The sequence below is a fragment of the Clostridium sp. D53t1_180928_C8 genome (genome assembly GCF_015667795.1).
In the GTDB taxonomy this organism is placed as follows: domain Bacteria; phylum Bacillota; class Clostridia; order Clostridiales; family Clostridiaceae; genus Clostridium.
This window is the reverse complement of sequence record NZ_JADPEL010000056.1, coordinates 1-18711: the sequence shown is the minus strand read 5'-3', so window position 1 is coordinate 18711 and position 18711 is coordinate 1. Positions and strand designations below refer to the sequence as shown.

The 18711-nt window shown below is 27.6% G+C and carries 12 protein-coding genes; all 12 read left to right on the top strand.

All coding sequences use genetic code 11. The annotated features are described in order from the left end of the window. Positions 1-224 precede the first annotated feature (224 nt). Complete coding sequence (locus I4V51_RS18205) at positions 225-1085, top strand: Cof-type HAD-IIB family hydrolase (RefSeq protein ID WP_195989857.1); 861 nt, start codon at positions 225-227, stop codon at positions 1083-1085. 212 nt (positions 1086-1297) lie between these two features. Further along, positions 1298-2473 (top strand): ABC transporter substrate binding protein, encoded by a 1176-nt coding sequence (locus tag I4V51_RS21270; RefSeq protein ID WP_243281555.1) that lies wholly within the window; start codon positions 1298-1300, stop codon positions 2471-2473. A gap of 53 nt (positions 2474-2526) precedes the next feature. Next, positions 2527-3126, top strand: a complete 600-nt coding sequence (locus I4V51_RS21265; RefSeq protein ID WP_243281554.1) for an ATP-binding protein — start codon at positions 2527-2529, stop codon at positions 3124-3126. 538 nt (positions 3127-3664) lie between these two features. Continuing rightward, positions 3665-5008 carry an extracellular solute-binding protein gene (locus I4V51_RS18195; RefSeq protein ID WP_195989856.1) on the top strand — a complete coding sequence of 448 codons (1344 nt, stop codon included), beginning with the start codon at positions 3665-3667 and terminating at the stop codon, positions 5006-5008. Between the two features lie 124 nt (positions 5009-5132). After that, positions 5133-6077: a sugar ABC transporter permease gene (locus I4V51_RS18190; protein ID WP_243281553.1), complete on the top strand. Its 945-nt coding sequence runs from the start codon at positions 5133-5135 to the stop codon at positions 6075-6077. Next, positions 6077-6904, top strand: a complete 828-nt coding sequence (locus I4V51_RS18185) for a carbohydrate ABC transporter permease (RefSeq protein WP_195989855.1) — start codon at positions 6077-6079, stop codon at positions 6902-6904. The genes I4V51_RS18190 and I4V51_RS18185 overlap by 1 nt, the downstream gene beginning before the upstream one ends. Before the next feature lie 101 nt (positions 6905-7005). Further along, a complete protein-coding gene (locus I4V51_RS18180; RefSeq protein ID WP_195989854.1) occupies positions 7006-10143 on the top strand; it encodes a hypothetical protein in 3138 nt (1045 codons plus the stop codon). A gap of 13 nt (positions 10144-10156) precedes the next feature. After that, positions 10157-11491 carry a glycoside hydrolase family 30 protein gene (locus I4V51_RS18175; protein WP_195989853.1) on the top strand — a complete coding sequence of 445 codons (1335 nt, stop codon included), beginning with the start codon at positions 10157-10159 and terminating at the stop codon, positions 11489-11491. Positions 11492-11548: 57 nt separating this feature from the next. After that, on the top strand, positions 11549-12565 hold the full coding sequence (locus I4V51_RS18170; RefSeq protein WP_195989852.1) for a LacI family DNA-binding transcriptional regulator: 1017 nt from the start codon (positions 11549-11551) through the stop codon (positions 12563-12565). 190 nt (positions 12566-12755) lie between these two features. Next, positions 12756-15449, top strand: coding sequence for a family 16 glycosylhydrolase (locus I4V51_RS18165; RefSeq protein WP_195989851.1), 2694 nt, complete (start codon positions 12756-12758; stop codon positions 15447-15449). A gap of 229 nt (positions 15450-15678) precedes the next feature. Beyond that, a complete protein-coding gene (locus tag I4V51_RS18160) occupies positions 15679-18372 on the top strand; it encodes a cellobiose phosphorylase (RefSeq protein WP_195989850.1) in 2694 nt (897 codons plus the stop codon). Positions 18373-18472: 100 nt separating this feature from the next. Then, positions 18473-18711 (top strand): family 1 glycosylhydrolase (locus tag I4V51_RS18155; protein WP_195989849.1); only part of this gene is annotated, 239 nt, incomplete at its 3' end.

The window sequence follows — 18711 nt, the reverse complement described above, 5'->3', positions numbered from 1 at the left end:
GAAGAAGAAGAGGGCTCTTCTATGAATCGTTACAAAAAAGATAGTTATTATTGGTATAAAAAAGTTATAGAAACAAAAGGTGAAGAACTTTAGTAATTAATAGAAAATAATTTTAAAAATGAACTACATTTTATTTATTGTATAATATGTAGTTCGTTTTTTGTATTATTGATATAATAAATAGTATAGAATAACATTAAAGATAAGGAGTAGGAGAATAAGTAATGATAAAATTAATAGCAAGTGATATGGATGGAACTTTATTAGATGATAATCACAAGATATCAGAGGGGAATTTAGAAGCTATAAGAAAAGCTCAAGAAATGGGCAGACATTTTACCATCGTAACTGGAAGGGATTATGCTGCAGTAAAGTCATATTTAGAAGAATGTAATCTAAGCTGTGAATGTATTTTAAGTAACGGTGCGGAGTATAGAGATATAAATGGAAATGTAATTGAAAGTGTTTATATGAATAAAGACAGTGTAAAAGTAGTGTTTGATATATTAAATGAAGCAGGATTATGTATTCAATTAATGACTAATAATGGTTCATATGTAACTAATAAAGAAAGTGATAAAAAGGCTATTATTGATAGATTTAAACTATTTAACCCTAAAATGAGTGAAGTTGAAGTAATAGACTTTGTTGAAAAATTTCATAAACAAAGGGGAATGAAATCAATAGATAATGTTTATGAAATTTTAGAAAGTAATATTGAAATATTAAAAATAGTTACCTTTGATAATGATGAAAAATTAATAGCAGAGTTAAAGGAAAAGTTAAGAAAAAATACGTCGGATTTATCAGTAGCATCAACTTTTGCAAATGATATTGAAATAAGTGATATTAAGGCTCAAAAAGGATTAATATTAGCTAAGACAATTGAAAAAATGGGAATAGATAAAAGTGAAGTAATAGTGCTTGGAGATAGTTTCAATGATTACTCTATGTTTACTGAATTTGAAAATTCATATGCTATGGAAAATGCAATTCCAGAGATTAAGGAAATAGCAAAATATATTACTGATACTAATAATAATGATGGAGTAGCAAAGGCTATTTATAAGTGTTTAGAAATATAAAGGTTAAAAGTTAATAGAATAAAAATAAAAAATCAATACATTATTAGATTAATGTATTGATTTTTTTTGCTAATATATATCTCACCACTTTTATGAATATATATCGACAAAAAATAACAAATTTATAGAATGTATTTTGATATAATTTCAAATAGAAATATTGCAGTATTATTTAGGAAAAATATGAAGTTAAATATTTATGGAGGAACGCTATGAGAAAGTTGAGAGGTATTATTTTGGGGTTAATATTCATTATGTATACTTTTATATTAAACAATAATTATGTTTATGCAGAGGTAAATGAAAATGATAAAATAGAAGTTTTATTTATTAGTTCCTTTAATTCAGATTTTATTAGTTTTAATGATCAAGTAGAGGGATTAAAGAGTGGGTTAGATAATAATTGCAATATAAATATTGAATATATGAATTTTAAGATATTTGATAGTTATGAATCAGAGGAAAATTTTTTTAATCTACTAAAGTATAAATTAGAAACTTATGAAAATATAGATGTCATAATTGCAGGGGATGATGAAGCAGCTGAGTTTTGTTTAAAATATAGGGATGATTTATTTAAAGGTGTTCCTATATCATTTTTAGGTGTTCAAGATTATGTACGAAGGGAAAGAGCATTAGAATATGATTTAGTATCAGGAGTTACAGAGGTTGAGTCAATTAGGGAAAATATCGAATTAATTAAAAAGCTTCATCCTAATGTGGATACTATTAATTTTATAGATAGTTTTGGAATAAATTTATATGATGAAATTCTTTCGGAATATGAAGAGTTTAATATTAATTGGATTATTACAAATGATATACCGATAAATGAAGTGAAAAATATTTTATGTGAATTAGATAAAAATGATGTAGTAATAAAGCTTTATGTTAATAATTTTTCAGATAATAATTACCTTGGAGTGAAGGAGATTGATAAAATAATTAATGAAGGTTGTAATAATATTCCTATATATAATATTTTAAATTATGATATTGGACAAGGAAGTGTTGGAGGTAAGGTTATAAATCATTTTAATCAAGGGAAAAAAGCTGGGGAAATAGCTATTGGGTTATTGAATGGAGAGTCTAATGAGGATATATATATTAAAGATGATAGTGCCAATGAGTATATTTTTGATTACAAAGCATTAAGGAAATTTGGAATTAAAACATCTGATTTACCGGTAAGTTCAAAAATAATTAATAATCCTATCGATGTTATTAGAGAGTATAAAAATATAATAATAAGTAATATTTTATTATTATTAAGTTTAGTTGTTATAATTATAACTTTAATATGCTACATTAGGAGAAAAAGGATATATGAAAAAGAGATATTAAAAGCAATGAATACAGCCGAAGAGGCAAATAGGGTAAAATCATAATTAATAGATATATAAATAATATTGAGGTTATTAATAACAATTGTAAAAGATTAATGAGATTAATAAACAATATTATTGATATACAAAATATCGGGGGAGAAAATGAGTTTAAATTAATAAACATAAATATAGTAGAGTTAATAGAAGAACTAGTAACATCAATAATTCCATATTTAGAGAGTAAAAATTTAAGTTTAGTTTTTGATACAAATAAAGAGGATGTAATGATGAAAGTTGATGTTGATAAATTTGAAAGAATTATCTTAAATTTGTTATCTAATGCTATTAAATTCTCTAAAGAAAATGGTGAGATAAGAATAACCTTAAAGTTTGAAGAGTATTTTTATATAATAATTGAAGATGAAGGAGTTGGAATAAATAATGAGGATATAAATAGTATATTTGAGAAATTTGTTCAGCTTGATAATAGTTTGTGTAGAAAAAATGAGGGGAGTGGAATTGGTTTAGCTATAGTAAAATCCTTTGTGGAATTACATAATGGAAAGATATATGTTGATTCGATAGTAAATATAGGAAGTAGATTTGTGTTGAAATTTCCAATTGTTAAAGAAGAGTATCAAAATAATAATACTTTTAATAAGAATAAAGTTAAAGAATGTGTTGAAATGGAATTGTCTGATATATATTTATAAATATAGTAGTAATTTTAGATAGTATATGTAATAACAAAATAAGTATTTTAAAATTTGAAAATAAATCTCTGGTTTTATTATTATACATGAATTTATTCATGTGTAATAATAAAATTAATTTTTAAGGAATTAATATAAAAAATAAAAAAAATACAAAATAATATTTACATAATAAAAAAGATAATATATAATAAACTTGTAAACATTTTCTGAAGGTTATTTAGTTAAATGTGTACACAATTAGGAATAAATTGTTTGATTAATATATTCGAAATCGGTAAAGTGAAGTGAAGATTTATTTTTTTTAGTAGTTTTCGAAATCAGTTTCGAAAAAATATTTAAGGAAATAAATCTAACAAAATAGTAAATTAATTTATAAATTTATTAATACTTTGGAAAAAACGAAATCCATTTCGATAAATTTGTAATAAGGTTTGTAAAATATTGATTTTGAGTTAATAAGAATAAAAAAATACCTAATTACTAAGTGTAAAATAATCTTTAGAATTTAAATATCACCAAGAAAAGGGGAGATTTTATGAAAACTAAAAAATTATTATCATTATTAATGGTTGGAATGTTGACTTTAACATCAGTTGCTTGTGGGTCAAAAGAAAAAGATGAAAGTGCTGTAGGTGGTAGTGGTAAAAACGATAAAGTTATAGTATGGAGTTTAGCAGATGATTTAAAAGAATTTGCTACTCATTATGAAGAAGAAAATGAAGGTAAGGAAATAGAAGTTGTTGTCATAGCACCAGCTGACTATCCAACAAAACTTACAGCTGCATTAAGAGGAAAATCAGCAACTCCGGATGTAATAGTTGGAGAACCTCAAATGCTTCCAGATTTCTTTAAAGCAGGATTTTTTGAGGATTTAACTCAAGCTCCTTATAATGTTGGAGAATATGAGGATAAAATTGTAGATTATGTATATGATGCGGGTAAAGATGAAAATGGGGTTGTAAGAGCATTAAGCTATCAAGTAACACCTGGTGGGATTACCTATCGTAGAGATATAGCTAAAGCTGTTTGGGGGAATGATTCACCAGAATTTGTAGCTGAAAAGTTTAAAGATGTTAAAACTATTACAGAAACAGCTAAAGAGTTAAAAAATGCTGGATATAGAATATTTGCAGATACAGGGAATTTAAGACATTTTACTTATGGGAATAATCCAGAACCATGGGTTAAAGATGGTAAGTTAATGATGACGGAGGGAAGATTAGATTATTTTGATGCAGCTGTTGAGTTATATCAAGAAAAATTAGTTGCATTTGCACCAGAATGGTCTTCAGCTTGGTATAGTTCAATGGGTAATTCAATTCCGCTAGATGCAGAATGGACAGATGTAGCTGAAATAGATTCTAGTGCTGAAACTACAGAAGTATTTTCATATGCATTACCAACATGGGGAAGTTTAATAGTTAGAGATAATGCTGGAGAAAATCAAGGCAACTTCGGAATAACAACAGGACCTAATGCTTATTTCTCAGGTGGTACATTTATTGGAATAAATAGTTATAGTAAGAATAAAGAGGCTGCTTGGGATTTTGTTAAATTCTGTACATTAAATGAAGAAGTATCTCAATGGTGGGTTGATTCATCGAATGGAGATGTTGTTTCTTTAGTATCTGTTTTAGAAGCAAATAAAGATTTTGAAAATCCAGCTTTTGGTGGACAAAAAACTTATGAATTCTGGTTAGAACAAGCACAAAATGTGGATTATTCTTTAGTGACTAGTTATGATACTCAAATTGGAGATTATTTTGGACAAGCAATTGAATCAGTTCAAAGAGGAGAAAAAACTAAGGAAGAAGCATTAAAAGAATTTTATAAAAATGTAAAAACAATATATCCAGAATTAGAGGTTCCTAATAACTAAGATACTATGGGGGTGAGATTAGTCTCACCCTAAATATTAAATTGAATAGCAGAATGTTTTAATAAATATGTAATTAAAATTTATTTAATTATATATTTATTAAAAATAGTGAGAGGTGAATTATATGGAAGTTTCAATGAAGAAGAAAAAAGAGAATGATAATGTTCAAGTTAAAAAGAAAAAGAAATTAGATAATTATGGTTTTTTATTTATACTACCATTCATAATTGTCTTTGTAGTATTTAGTATATATCCAATTTTAAGGACATTATATTTAAGTTTTACAGATTTTAATGGGTTTACGGATCCTCAATTTATTGGATTTAACAATTATAAACGTTTATTTAGTGATAGTATATTTTGGACGGCCTTTGGAAATACATTGAAAATTTGGTCTATTAATATAGTGGCTCAACTTGGATTAGCATTTTTACTTACAATAATATTTAGTGATATTAAATATAAAATAAAAGGTCTTAGCATATTTAGAGCGCTATTTTATTTACCAAACTTAATAGCAATGACTTCGGTAGCATTTTTATTTGCACAGTTATTAGATTGGCAATATGGAACAATAAATCAGATGCTTTTAGATGCTGGTGTTATAAGTTCAAAGATAAATTGGTTAGGACAACCTAAAACGGCAGTTTTAGCAGTATCATTAATTGGAGCATGGATGTGGTTTGGAAATAGTTTCTTAATGCTTATGGCTGGAGTTCAAGGTATTTCAAAGGATTACTATGAAGCAGCATATATAGATGGTGCAGGTAGATGGAAGGTGTTTACAAGTATTACATTACCATTATTAAAACCAATTATGTTATATGTAGCAATTACTTCGTTAATAGGTGGATTACAAATATTTGATATTCCATTCTTAATTACTGATGGTATAGGATCTCCTTCAGGAGCATTAAATACAACTGTTATGTATCTATTTAATACAGCATTTAAATATAATAACGTAGGATATGCAGCAGCTATAGCATATGGATTATTCTTTATAATTGCAATATTCTCAGCTATTACATTTAAAACTATGTATGGTTCTAAAAAGGAGGCTAAGTAATGTTTAAAAATATTAAAAAGAGTCTTATATATATTTTCCTAATTTTATTAAGTGTTATTTGTATAGTACCCTTTGTAATGATGCTAGTTAATGCAACTAGAAGTAGTCAAGAGATTATGAGTGGATTTACATTAATACCAGGTAGCTCTTTAATTAATAACTGGAATATAATGAGTGAATATTTCAATATATTTAGGGGACTTGGAAATAGTTTATTTGTATCAGTTTGTGTTACAGCTTTAACAGCATATTTCTCAGCTTTAACGGCATATGGGTTTGCAGTCTATAACTTTAAGTTTAAAAATATTATATTCACAGTAATATTGGTACTTATGATGGTTCCAGCTCAATTAGGATTGCTTGGATTTTATGATTTAGTTAATGCCATGAATTTAATGGATACTTATATACCTTTAATAATACCTTCAATAGCTAGTCCGTTCGTTGTATTCTTCCTTAGACAGTACTTACAGTCAGTAATGCCAATGTCTATTATAGAAGCGGCAAGAATTGATGGAGCAAGTGAATTTAAGATATTTCATAAAATTGGGGTACCTATGATGGGACCTGGTATAGCAACAATAGCAATTACAACATTTATAGGGTCTTGGAATAACTACTTAATGCCATTAGTATTATTATTTACACCAGAGAAGTTTACTTTACCAGTAATGATGGCATCATTAAAGGCTTCTACAGACATGACGGCAAATATGGGAGCAACATATCTTGCAATTGCAGTATCAGTAGTACCAATTATGATTGCATTTGCATTCCTTTCAAAATATATCATAAGCAGTATTGCAGCCGGTGGAGTTAAAGAATAAGTTAATAATTTAGTATTAGGGGCTCTGTATAAATTTATTTATCAGGGCCTTATTTATAGAAATGGTCATAGATAAAAAATAATATGTTTTAGAGGTGAATTATGAATAATGATATTAAAATAAAAGCAGATTATATTGATGAAAATGGATATTATGTAATTGAAAATTATGATAAGAAGTTACCATTTGCTAGTTTTTTATCAGCTATAGCAGGAACAGAAGGGACTCCAATGTGGTCTTTCTATGTAAATAGAGGACAATGCGTAAGCAGTATAGGGATAAGGGATAAAGAAAATTGTATAATGGAGTTTTTCCCAGCTAATGAAGCATATAAAATGGTTTATTCAAATGGATTTAGGACATTTTTAAGATTAGAAAATAATAATGAAATAACTGTTGTTGAGGCATTTTCAGCAACAAGTAATGAAAATATTCAAAGAAACATTATGATAAAAAATAATGAACTTAAGTTAATAGAAATTAATAATGAGTTAAATTTTAATATAGAAATTAATTATTTCACTATTCCAAATGAAGAATTTGCAGCATTAGGAAGAAAAATAAAAGTAACAAATAATAGTGATAATGAGGTAACATTTGAAGTTTTAGATGGTTTAACATCAATATTACCATATGGATCAGAAAATGCTGCTTATAAGGAAATATCAAATACATTAAGAAGTTGGATGGAAGGTGAAGTAAAAGAAAATAATACAGCTATATTTAAAGTAAGAGCATCTACAGGAGATACAACTAAGATTGATAGAATTGAAAATAGTTATTTTTATGTAGGATTTGATTCTACAGGAAAAACTTTAAAACCAATAGTTGATCCAGAAAATATATTTGGATTTGATACATCATTAAGAGAGGCAGTGGAGTTTGAAAGAACAGGACTAGCTAACTTATATAATAATACCATAAGTTACAATAAAGTTCCTTGTGGATTTGTTGGAGATAAGGTTTCTTTAGAGGCTGGTGATTCAAAAGAAATTTATAGCTATATAGGATACATGGAAAATAGCTCGGATGTTGATAGATATTTAAATGAAATATGTAATGTAGAGTACTTTAAAAATAAAATAGCAGTAGGAAATACTATAATAGATGATTTAAATAAACATGTTTATACTAAAACAAATTATCCACTATTTGATGAATACGTGAAGCAATGTCATATAGATAATTTATTAAGAGGTGGATATCCTTTAGAAATAGGAAATGAAGATAAAAAGATTTATTATGTATACTCAAGAAAACATGGAGATTTAGAAAGAGATTATAACTTTTTTAGTATAGAACCTAACTTCTATTCTCAAGGAAATGGTAATTTTAGAGATGTTAATCAAAATAGAAGAATGGATTCATATATTCATCCTTTTATAGGAAAAGAAAATATTAAATTATTTAGTGATTTAATACAATTAGATGGATATAATCCTTTAGTAGTAAAAGGTAAGAAATTTGTAGTAGATGAAAAAAAATATTCAGAAATAGTAAATAAGTGTGATGAAAATACTTTAAATGCTATAAGTGATGTTTTAAAAGAAAAGTTTACTATAGGAGAATTATATTCTGCATTAGTAAAAAAAGCGAAACTTACTAAAAATGATGCAACAGCTATTATGAACTTTATAATTGATTTATCTTCAGAAGAAGTAGAAGCTGTCTTTGGAGAAGGGTTCTGGGTAGATCACTGGACTTATAATCTAGATTTAATAGAAGAATATTTAAATATATATCCTGATAAAGTGAAAGAATTATTAGTAGATGAAAAATCATATAAATTCTTTAATTCTCCAGAGTATGTTCTTCCAAGAAAAGATAAATATATTTTAGATAAAGGAAAAGTTAGACAATATGTATCTTTAGCAGAAAAAGAAGAACTTTCTAGTAATTGGGTACACACTGAAGAAGGCGAATTATATAAAACCAATTTATTAACTAAATTAGTAATGTTAGCTGGAATTAAGTTCATGACTTTAGATGAATATGGTATAGGAATTGAGATGGAAGCTGGAAAACCAGGTTGGAATGATGCTATGAATGGTTTACCAGGATTAATAGGTTCAAGTTTTGCTGAAACAGCTGAATTAAAGAGATTATTATTATTCATTAATGAAAATTTAAATGTTAGTGAAAATGTTAATATTCCGGAAGAATTCTATAATTGCTTAGCAGAAGTTTATAAAACTTTAAACTTAGATTTAAGCGATTTAGATTATTGGAACAAAGTATCAGACTTAAGAGAAGAGTATAGAGAAAAAACAAGATACACTGTAAGTGGTAAAGAAGTTTCTATATCAAAAGAAGAATTAGCTGATTTAATAGAAAAAATGATTAACAAAATCGATTTAGGAATAGAAAAGGCTAAAAGTTTAAATGAAGGAAAAATTCCTACTTTTATGCATTATGATATAACAAAATTTGAAGAAGATAATAACGTAATAAAACCATTAGAATTTAAGGTTAATTTCTTACCATCTTTCTTAGAAGGGCCAACAAGATATTTAAAAACTAACTTGACTAAGGAAGAAGAAATAGAGCTTTATGGTGAAATAAGAAAAAGTGATATATACGATAAAAAGTTAAAAATGTATAAGACTTCTGAAAGCTTAGAAGGAGAAGGATTTGAAATTGGTAGAGCAAGAGGATTTACTGCAGGTTGGCTTGAAAGAGAATCTATATTTATGCATATGGAATTTAAATATGTTCTTGAGTTAATAAAGAATGGTTTATATGAACAGTTCTTTGAAGATATAAAAACTGCTATGCCTCCATTTATGAATCCAAAAGTATATGGTAGAAGTGTTTTAGAGAATTCTTCATTTATAGCAAGTAGTAGTAATCCAGATGAAAGAACTCATGGAAGAGGGTTTGTAGCTAGATTAAGTGGTACAACAGTTGAAGTATTAAATATTTGGAAGCTAATGATGGTAGGGGAAAAATTATTTAGATATGAAAATAATGAATTAAGCTTCAACTTAAATCCAATATTAGCTAAAGATTTCTTTAAAAATGGAGTAATTGAGACAACTATATTAGGTGAAATAAAGTTAGTATATATTAATGAAAATAATAAAGATACATTCGGTGAAGAAAAGGGATTAGTAACTAAAATTGAAATAATAGATGATGATGACAATATAGTTACTATTAACGGAAACAAAGTTAGTGGAGAGTTAGCTAATAAAATAAGAAGTTGTAAAATTAAAGAAATAAGAGCTGTAATTTTATAGGGGGATAAAAGGGATGAGTAAATATAAAGTATATGTGACAGCTAAAAATACTGCTGATAGGTTAAAGGAGTATGATTTAGAAAGATTTATAGTAGAAAATAAATGTAAAAATAAAATAGATATTGATATTAATAAAAAATATCAAAGGATTCTTGGTTTTGGAGGAGCTTTAACTGAAGCTAGTGCTTATGCACTAGCTAAGTTAGATAAAGATGATAGGGAAAAGGTTTTAGAATCATATTATAGTGATAAAAATGGTATAGGATATAACTTTGCTAGAGTTCATATTCATAGCTGTGATTTTGCATTAGGAAATTATACTTATGTAGAGGAAGGCGATGAAACATTAGATACATTTTCTTTAGAGAGAGATGAAAGATATGTTTTACCTTTAATACGAGATGTAAAAGCCATACAAAATGACTTAAATATTTTAGCAAGTCCTTGGAGTCCACCTAAGTACATGAAAACTAATGGTAATATGAACTATGGTGGAAAATTAAAGGATGAATATAAAGAACTTTGGGCAAAATATTATGTTAAATATATAGAGGCTATGCAAGAAAAAAATATAGACATTTGGGGTATAACGGTACAAAATGAGCCTGCAGCAAAACAAGTTTGGGATTCTTGTGAATATACTGCAGAGGAAGAAAGAGATTTTGTTAAAAATTATTTAGGTCCTATTATGCATGAAAATAAACTTCAAGATAAAAAGATAATAATATGGGATCATAATAGAGATATTGTTTATGATAGAGCAAAGGTAGTTCTCGAAGATAAGGAAGCTAGTAAGTATGTATGGGGAACTGGAATACATTGGTATATGAGTGAGGAGTTTAAAAACACTACAAAAGTACATGAAGAGTTCCCAGATAAACATATAATCTTTACTGAAGGTTGCCAAGAAGGGGGAGTAAAACTAGGTTCATGGATTACTGGAGAAAGATATGGAAGAAATATTATTGGAGATTTAAATAATTATATTGAAGCATGGATAGATTGGAATATTGTATTAGATGAAACAGGAGGGCCAAATCATGTAAATAATTTGTGTGATGCACCAATAATTATAGATACTAATAAAAAGGAAGCAATATATAATAGTTCATATTACTATATAGCTCATTTTAGTAAATTTATTAAAAAGAATGCTATTAGAGTAGATACTAATGTAATTATGGATAAGGTTTATGCAGTTAGTTGTATAAATGAAGATTATTCATTATGCATAGTTGTAATGAATGAAAATGATGAAGAAAAAAATATTAGTCTAAACGTATGTAATGATAGTATAAATGTTAGTTTACAAGCAAACTCTATTTACACTATTATAAGAAAATTATAATATATAATTATATGTAAAAGTAATAGTGTATATAAAATTTTGAAATGTGGGTGAAAGATGAGTACAATTTATGAAATAGCTAAAAAGGCAGGGGTATCTCCTACAACGGTGTCTAAAGTAATAAATAATTATCCAGATGTAAGTGATAAAACTAGAAATAAGATAAAGAAAATTTTAGATGATGAAAATTTTTATCCTAATTCTCAAGCACAAACATTAATAACTAAAAAAACATGGACACTTGGAATTGTATATTATGAAGATTTAGGATTTGGATTAAACCATCCTTTCTTTGGTAGTGTTATAGAATCTTTTAAAAAGCAAGCAGATAAGTATGGATATTCTTTGCTTTTTGGTTCTAAGAATAATAGACTAAGAAATAATACTTTTTTAGAGTACTTTAAACATAAAAATGTTGATGGAATAGCTATAATTTGTGCGGATGATAATGATAAAGAAATGTTTGAAATGATAGAAAGTTATTTCCCTATAGTTATTGTTGATAGAGATATTAAGGGAACTGCATCTGTAGGATCAAATCATTTTCAAGGTGCAATGATGGCAATGAAGCATTTATATGATTTAGGACATACTAAGATAGCGCATATACCAGGGGCAGAACCAGGGTATAATTGGCCAAGTGATGAAAGAGAAAAAGCTTATAAAGAATTTATGAATGAGTTTGGGTTAGATATAAAAGAAGGATATATTGCAAATCATGGACATTATGCAGTTGAAGGTGGATATAATTCAATGAAGGATTTATTATCTCTTGAAGAAAGACCAACAGCTGTTTTTGTAGCAAGTGATAAAATGGCTATAGGAGCTATAGATGCAATTAGGGATTCTGGGCTTAGTGTTCCAGAAGATATTTCTATAATTGGTTTTGATGATATTGAATTAGCACAATATTTAACTCCTAAATTAACTACTATAAGGCAAAATGCTGAGTTAATAGGAAAAAAAGCTATAGATTTATTGGTAAAACAAATAGATAGTAAAAGCAAAATAAATGAAAATACAGTAATTCCAGTTGATTTAATTGAGAGGGATTCATGTAAAAATATAAAGTAGTATTTCTTAAAATGATGCTAGTTTTAGTATAATAGGCTAGCATCATTTACAAGTTAGATATAAAATCTATTCAATAATATGTAATCGTTTTACAATTGTTATTCCATTTATCGAAATTGATTTCGATAATATATAGTCTAAATGTAAAATTATTTTAATGGTTTAGGAAATAGAAAAAAGGGAGAGAAAAATGAGAAATAAAAGAAAAAAACAAATTAAAGGTTTCTTTACAGTCATATTAGCATTTAGTTTATTATTAAGTAATGCACAGGTTATATTTGCTGAAAATAATATCGTGGAAAATAAAGTGAATGAAAAATGGAATTTATTATGGTCTGATGAATTTAATAATGAAACATTAAATATGGATAATTGGTCATATGAAGTTGGAAATTGGATTATAGATGATGAAGGAAATAAAATTGATTCAGGTTGGGGAAATAACGAAAAACAATATTATACAGCTGGAGAAAATATATCATTTAGAGATGGTAATATGGTGATTACAGCCAATAATGTTAGTGAAAATAAAGAAAAGTATGATAATTGTGATTATACGTCTACTAGAATTAAAACGCAAGATAAAGTAACAACTAAATATGGAAGAATAGAGGCTAGAATGAAGCTGCCAGAAGGTACTGGCCTTTGGCCTGCCTTTTGGATGATGCCTAATGATGATCAATATGGTGGATGGGCAGCATCAGGAGAAATTGACATAATGGAAGCCAGGGGAAGAGTTCTTGATGAAGTTGAAGGAACTTTACATTATGGTGGTAAATGGCCTAATAATAAATCAAGTGGCAATATGTATACATTTGAAGAAGGAACTGATATAACTGATTTTCATGAATATGCAATTGAATGGGAACCAGGAGAAATAAGATGGTATGTAGATGGTGAATTATATCAAACTCAAAATAATTGGAATACTAATGGTAATGATGAAGAATTAAAGTATTCATTTCCAGCACCATTTGATCAGGAGTTTTATATTATTTTTAATTTAGCTGTTGGTGGTTGGTTTGATAATGGTAATTTACCAGATGAAAATTTTGAATCGGCAGAAATGTTAGTTGATTATGTTAGAGTATATGACTTAGCAGAAGGATATGAATATCAAGAGCCAAAGGAACCAAATTTAGAAAAGGAAGAATTACCAGATGACTCAAAAGTAGCTATTGATGGTAATTACGTTTATGATATAAATTATGAATATGGGTTCAATAAGATTATAAATGGAGATGAAGAGTTCTCTAATACATGGAATTTCCTAACTTTAAAAGAGTTTGGGGGAGAAGCATCTATAGCAACAGAAAATATAGATAATAAAGAATTTGCTAAAATAGATATAATTAATTCGGCAAGTGTAGCTCATTCAGTACAATTAATTCAAAATGTTACTTTAGCAAAGGGGAGAACATACAAATTATCTTATGAAGCTAAATCAAATTCTAATAGAAATATTGCTGTAAAGTTATCAGGTGGAGCAGATAGGGGATGGACTGTTTATTCGGATGTATATAGTCCAACGTTAACAGCAGAAATAAAACAATATGAGCATATATTTACTATGGAGAAAGATACTGATATTAAAGCAAGACTAGAATTTAATCTTGGAATAGAGAATCCTTCAGTATGGATAGGGAATGTAAATTTAGAGGAAGTTGATATTACTATTGATTATGATGGTATAAAAGAGCCATTAAGTAGTGGGAATCATATTTATAATGGAACATTTGATAGAGGTAACATAGATAGAAAAACTTATTGGAATTTAAGTGGAAATGCAGAATATTCAGTAGCAGAAGATACTAGAGAATTATATGTAAATGTGGGTAATGGTAGTACAGAATATGAAGATGTGGTATTGAATCAAAAAGGAATAATGCTAGTTGGACAAGCAAATCATAAATTGAGTTTTAATGCTAGGGCAACTGAGAATAAAGATATTCAAATAGCTATTAAAAATAATAATGGAGAAAAAATATTTAGTAGTGATTTAAATATAGGAAAAGAAGATAAAGAATATACTATTTTATTTAACTTTGATAATAATGGTATAGATAATAATGGAATAATAGAGTTTTTGCTAGGTTCAAATAACTTAGGTATATATATTGATAATGTAGTATTAGAATGTGATGGAGAGCATGAAGAACCAATAGAAATAAAAGAATTTTTAATATATAACGGAACATTTGAAAATGGACTAGATGGATGGCAAGCATGGAATTGGGAAAAGTATGATAACTTTATAAATGATATTAAAATAGAAAATGAGCAAGCTATTATATCAATACCTAAATTTGGACAAGAAGGAGATTCATCACAAACATGGGGAGTACAATTCAAACAAACTGGATTACAATTAGTTAAGAATGTTGAATATGAACTATCCTTTGACATAAGTTCAACTATAGAAAGAGAATTAGAAACAGTAGTACAAAATTCAGAATATTATAGAGTTTTTGAAGATAAGATAGAAGTTAATACTGAAATGAAAAATTTTAAATATAATTTTAAGGCAAATGAAACAGAATTAGTAGAATTGAATTTCTTATTAGGTAAGTATGGAGAGTATGAAGCTCATGAAATAATTGTTGATAATGTTACTTTAAAGGTTAAAGCTACAATAGAGGATGACGCAGATGATGATAATACTTCAGGAGATCAGGAAAAGCCAGAAGATGATAATCAAAATAATGAAATAGAAAGTAAACCCGAATATGATAATATAGTTGTTAAACCAGATACTAATAATAGTGATAAGGATGAGTTTTTACCAGAAACAGGAGCAGAAAGAGTATATTTACTAATAGGAATAGCATTAATAATATTAATAATTGGTGGCAATTTAATAAATAGAAATAAAATTAATAATTAAGGTATAAAATACTAGCTTAATTAAGTTAAGCTAGTATTTTAAAAGTTGATTATAAAAATATTTACAAGATATAATAAAAAGTATACAATAGCAATGTAAACAATTGCTAATAACGAAATCAATTTCGATAATTTTAGATTATCGAATATTTATTTGCTATCTATCGAAATGGGTTTCGAAAGCTGAAATTATTATAGTTAATTAATGTTATTAGAAGGAGAGTATTGAGATGGAAAAATATAAATTTATAGATAATAAAGGAACATTTGAATTAAAGAATAGTGATAATAATTCATATATGTATTTTCCTTTAGCCAATGATGCTGGAATGATGTCAGCTATAACTCAAAATTTACATGGAGATATAAAATTAGATCAAAATACATTTATACTTCCACCAGTATCAAGTGAAGATTTACACAATACTAATTCATCAAGAAACTTTTGGATTAATATAGAAGGAAAGAATTCTTGGTCAGCAACAGGAAATTCAGCAGTACAAAAAGCAACTAAATTTAATGAAGAAGCAGAGAAGTCTTCAATGGTAGGAGGACTTTTATGGCATGAAATCAGAAGAGAAAATGAGGAGTTAGGAGTAAAAGCAATAGTTACATCATTTGTACCAGTTACAGAAGATACTGTTGAATTAAATAGAGTAACAATAAAAAATATAGGAAAAGAAAAACTAGAGTTTACACCAACAGTTGCAGTTCCTTTATATTGTAGATCAGCTGGTGATATAAGAGATCATAGACACGTTACATCATTACTAAATAGAACAACTATAAAAGAAAAAGGTGTTTGGGTTAAACCTACAATGTGCTTTGATGAAAGAGGACATACAATAAATACTACTTCATATGGAGTTTTTGGAACCAATGAAAATGGGGAAAAACCTAATAGATTTTATCCTTCATGGGAAGAGTTTATAGGGGAAGGTGGTAGTTTTGACTGGCCAGAAGCAGTTGTTAAAAATATAGATTTAGGATATAAAGTTGAAGATACTATTGATGGATATGAGACTATAGGCGCATTTAGTTTTAATAAAATAATTTTAGAATCAGGAGAAGAGAGAACTTATTACTTTGTTATAGCAGCAGATAAAAATGGTTCTGAAATGAAAGAATTAGTAAATAAGTATTTAGCAAAGAATACATTTGAAGAAGAATTAGAAAATAATAAGGTTTATTGGAGTGAAAAGCTTAAGACAATGGAGTTTAAATTTGGTGATGATAAGTTTAATAATTGGATGAAGTGGGTGACATTACAACCTATTTTAAGACGTATATATGGATGTTCATTCTTACCACATCATGACTATGGTAGGGGCGGTCGTGGATGGAGAGATTTATGGCAAGATTGCTTAGCATTATTATTAATGGAACCTGTACAAGTTAGAGAGCTTCTTTGGAATAACTTTGGTGGTGTAAGAGTTGATGGTTCTAATGCAACTATTATTGGAAGTGAGCCTGGAGAATTTATTGCAGATAGAAATTCTATTGCAAGAGTTTGGATGGATCATGGGGCATGGCCATTCTTAACTACTAAATTATATTTAGATAGAAGTGGTGATTTAGCCTTCTTATTAAAGGAACAAACTTACTTTAAGGATAAACTTACAGCAAGAGGTTCAAGAGGTGATGAAAATTGGACAGAGCTTTATGGAAATAAGCAAAGGAATGTAGATGGAGAAGTTTATACAGGAACTATATTAGAGCATTTATTAATACAACATATTACAGCTTATTTCAATGTTGGAGCTCATAATATAATTAAACTTGAGGGAGCAGACTGGAATGATGCTTTTGATATGGCAAGTATTAATGGTGAAAGTGTTGCATTTACTGCATTATATGCTAACAATTTAGAAGAATTAAGTAAGTTATTATTAGCTTTAAAGAATAAGTTAAATGTAGAAAATATTTCACTTATGAAAGAATTAAATATTCTTTTAGCAGATGTAGATTTTCATGATATAGAACTTAAGAATAATATTTTATCTAACTACTTTGAAATTTGTGAGCATAATATTTCAGGAGAAAGACTTCTATTAGATGTTGTTGAATTAGCAGAAAAATTAAGTAAAATGGCAAATGAAATGAAGGAAAACATAAATAAAAATGAATGGATTGAAAGTAAAGATGGACATGGTTGGTTTAATGGGTATTATGATGATAAGGCTGAAAAGGTAGAAGGTGACTTTGAATCTGGAGTTAGAATGACTCTTACTGGACAAGTCTTCAGTATAATGGGAAAGGTTGCAAGTGAAGAAAGGGTTGAATCTATAGTAAAGGCTGTAGATGAGTATCTATTTGACTTAAAGGTTGGTGGATGTAGATTAAATAGTGACTTTAAGGAAGTTAAATTAGACCTTGGAAGATGTTTTGGATTTGCATTTGGACATAAAGAAAATGGAGCTATGTTTAGCCATATGGCTGTTATGTATGCTAATGCTTTATATAAAAGAGGATTTAAAGCAGAAGGACATAAAGTTTTAGATACAATATATAAGCATTGTGTTGATTTTGATAAGTCTAAGATATATCCAGGAATTCCTGAATATATAAATGAAAGAGGAAGAGGACTTTATAATTACTTAACTGGATCTGCTAGTTGGTTATTATTAACTATGGTTGAAGAAGTATTTGGAATTAAGGGTGATTTAGGAGATTTAGTAATTATGCCTAAATTAGATGCATCGCAACTAGATTCAGAGGGAAAATGTAGTGTAACTAGCTTATTTGCTGATAAACTTATTACTTTTATTTATGAAGGTGATGTTATTAATGGCGAAATAAAATCTATTTTAACTGGAGAAAATGAATTAAGATTTGATAGAGAAAATATAGGTGTGCGTATTAAGAGAAAAGAAATATTAGACAAGGTTAAAGATAAGGATATAGTACGAATAATCTCTAATTAGTAATGTAAAATTAGTCAAAATATTATTATAGAAACTAAGATAATGTTTTGTTAGAATGAGTTATAATTATACAGTTTTGAGAAAGTGAGAGTGAGAGTTAATGGGAAAGTTTAAGTTGCCAGAAGGCTTTTTATGGGGAAGTGCATCAGCTGCATATCAAGTTGAGGGAGCTCATTTAGAGGATGGAAAAGGCCTAAGTAATTGGGACAACTTTGTTAGAATAGAAGGTAAAACATTTAAACATACTACAGGAGATGTAGCAGTAGATCATTATCATAGATTTAAAGAAGATGTTAAGCTAATGGCAGAAATGGGACTTAAGACCTATCGTTTTTCAAT

What these genes read in the sequence shown, in the direction of transcription:
- I4V51_RS18190 (WP_243281553.1), top strand. Translation starts at nt 5,133, where the DNA reads ATGGAAGTTTCAATGAAGAAGAAAAAAGAGAATGATAATGTTCAAGTT.
- I4V51_RS18195 (WP_195989856.1), top strand. Translation starts at nt 3,665, where the DNA reads ATGAAAACTAAAAAATTATTATCATTATTAATGGTTGGAATGTTGACT.
- I4V51_RS18185 (WP_195989855.1), top strand. Translation starts at nt 6,077, where the DNA reads ATGTTTAAAAATATTAAAAAGAGTCTTATATATATTTTCCTAATTTTA.
- I4V51_RS21265 (WP_243281554.1), top strand. Translation starts at nt 2,527, where the DNA reads ATGAGATTAATAAACAATATTATTGATATACAAAATATCGGGGGAGAA.
- I4V51_RS21270 (WP_243281555.1), top strand. Translation starts at nt 1,298, where the DNA reads ATGAGAAAGTTGAGAGGTATTATTTTGGGGTTAATATTCATTATGTAT.
- I4V51_RS18205 (WP_195989857.1), top strand. Translation starts at nt 225, where the DNA reads ATGATAAAATTAATAGCAAGTGATATGGATGGAACTTTATTAGATGAT.
- I4V51_RS18175 (WP_195989853.1), top strand. Translation starts at nt 10,157, where the DNA reads ATGAGTAAATATAAAGTATATGTGACAGCTAAAAATACTGCTGATAGG.
- I4V51_RS18160 (WP_195989850.1), top strand. Translation starts at nt 15,679, where the DNA reads ATGGAAAAATATAAATTTATAGATAATAAAGGAACATTTGAATTAAAG.
- I4V51_RS18165 (WP_195989851.1), top strand. Translation starts at nt 12,756, where the DNA reads ATGAGAAATAAAAGAAAAAAACAAATTAAAGGTTTCTTTACAGTCATA.
- I4V51_RS18170 (WP_195989852.1), top strand. Translation starts at nt 11,549, where the DNA reads ATGAGTACAATTTATGAAATAGCTAAAAAGGCAGGGGTATCTCCTACA.
- I4V51_RS18180 (WP_195989854.1), top strand. Translation starts at nt 7,006, where the DNA reads ATGAATAATGATATTAAAATAAAAGCAGATTATATTGATGAAAATGGA.